This window comes from Treponema endosymbiont of Eucomonympha sp. (assembly GCF_001028545.1).
The window spans coordinates 1-754 of record NZ_BBPW01000323.1; the positions used below are offsets into that span (position 1 = coordinate 1).

3 protein-coding genes are annotated in these 754 nt (G+C 56.8%); all 3 read left to right on the plus strand.

Features of this window, described 5'->3' with window-relative positions; genetic code table 11:
- Window positions 1-214, plus strand: a 214-nt coding sequence (locus AWU74_RS11900) for a helix-turn-helix domain-containing protein (RefSeq protein ID WP_187150914.1), incomplete at its 5' end; no start/stop codon positions are given.
- Complete coding sequence (locus tag AWU74_RS11905; protein ID WP_162482116.1) at window positions 208-384, plus strand: hypothetical protein; 177 nt, start codon at window positions 208-210, stop codon at window positions 382-384. The genes AWU74_RS11900 and AWU74_RS11905, both read left to right, overlap by 7 nt.
- On the plus strand, window positions 381-754 hold a 374-nt coding region (locus AWU74_RS12790), incomplete at its 3' end, for a hypothetical protein (RefSeq protein WP_238580219.1). The genes AWU74_RS11905 and AWU74_RS12790, both read left to right, overlap by 4 nt.

The window sequence follows — 754 nt, forward strand, 5'->3', positions numbered from 1 at the left end:
AACACAAGCGGCGAAAGAGCCGCAATTCTACTCGCTGAAGGAAACTGCCGGGATACTCGGCTGTTCAAAGGCGAACGTCTCTCGGCTGACCAAGCTGGGCAAACTGCCGTGCGTCCGCATAGGCAGTTATCCCCTTTTTGCCCGTGCCTACATTGACGGACTTATAGCGCAGGCTATGGGCACCGCCGCAAGCGGGGAGGTAGCACAATGCTAACCCCCGCACAGAAAGAAGCGGCAGCCTCTGTCGCCAGTGAAGCAATTACCCGACTTATCAACGCCGCGCCCGATTATGGCGAGGTAGGCATAACGCTTACCCTGCACGCGGGGGAGGTACGCCGCGTCTCCGAGCAGTGCGCCCGCACGGTGCAGGGAGGCGCAAAGTGAATTCCCTACACGAAAAGTTGACCGCTAAAGAAGCCATAAAAAGGCGCTGCGCCGACTGCAACGACGTGAAATGCGCAGACGACAGCTGCGAGCTTTTCGGATTGGCAAAGCCTCATAGAGGCGCGGACAGGACAGCGGCAATCCGCCGTTATTGCTGCTGGTGTATGGACGGCAATCCTGTACACCAGTGTTCTTGCGTGAATTGTGCTATTCACAAGTACCGCGGGGCGTTGCAAGGCAACCATAGAATCGATTTTGAGCAGTCAAAACCCGTCACTGTGCCTCCCTCGCGCGCGCGCAAAGGTAAGGTCGATATAAATGACCACCCCGCCAAACAGACGCTCAAAAAACGCGCTATATCGCAAGGTGT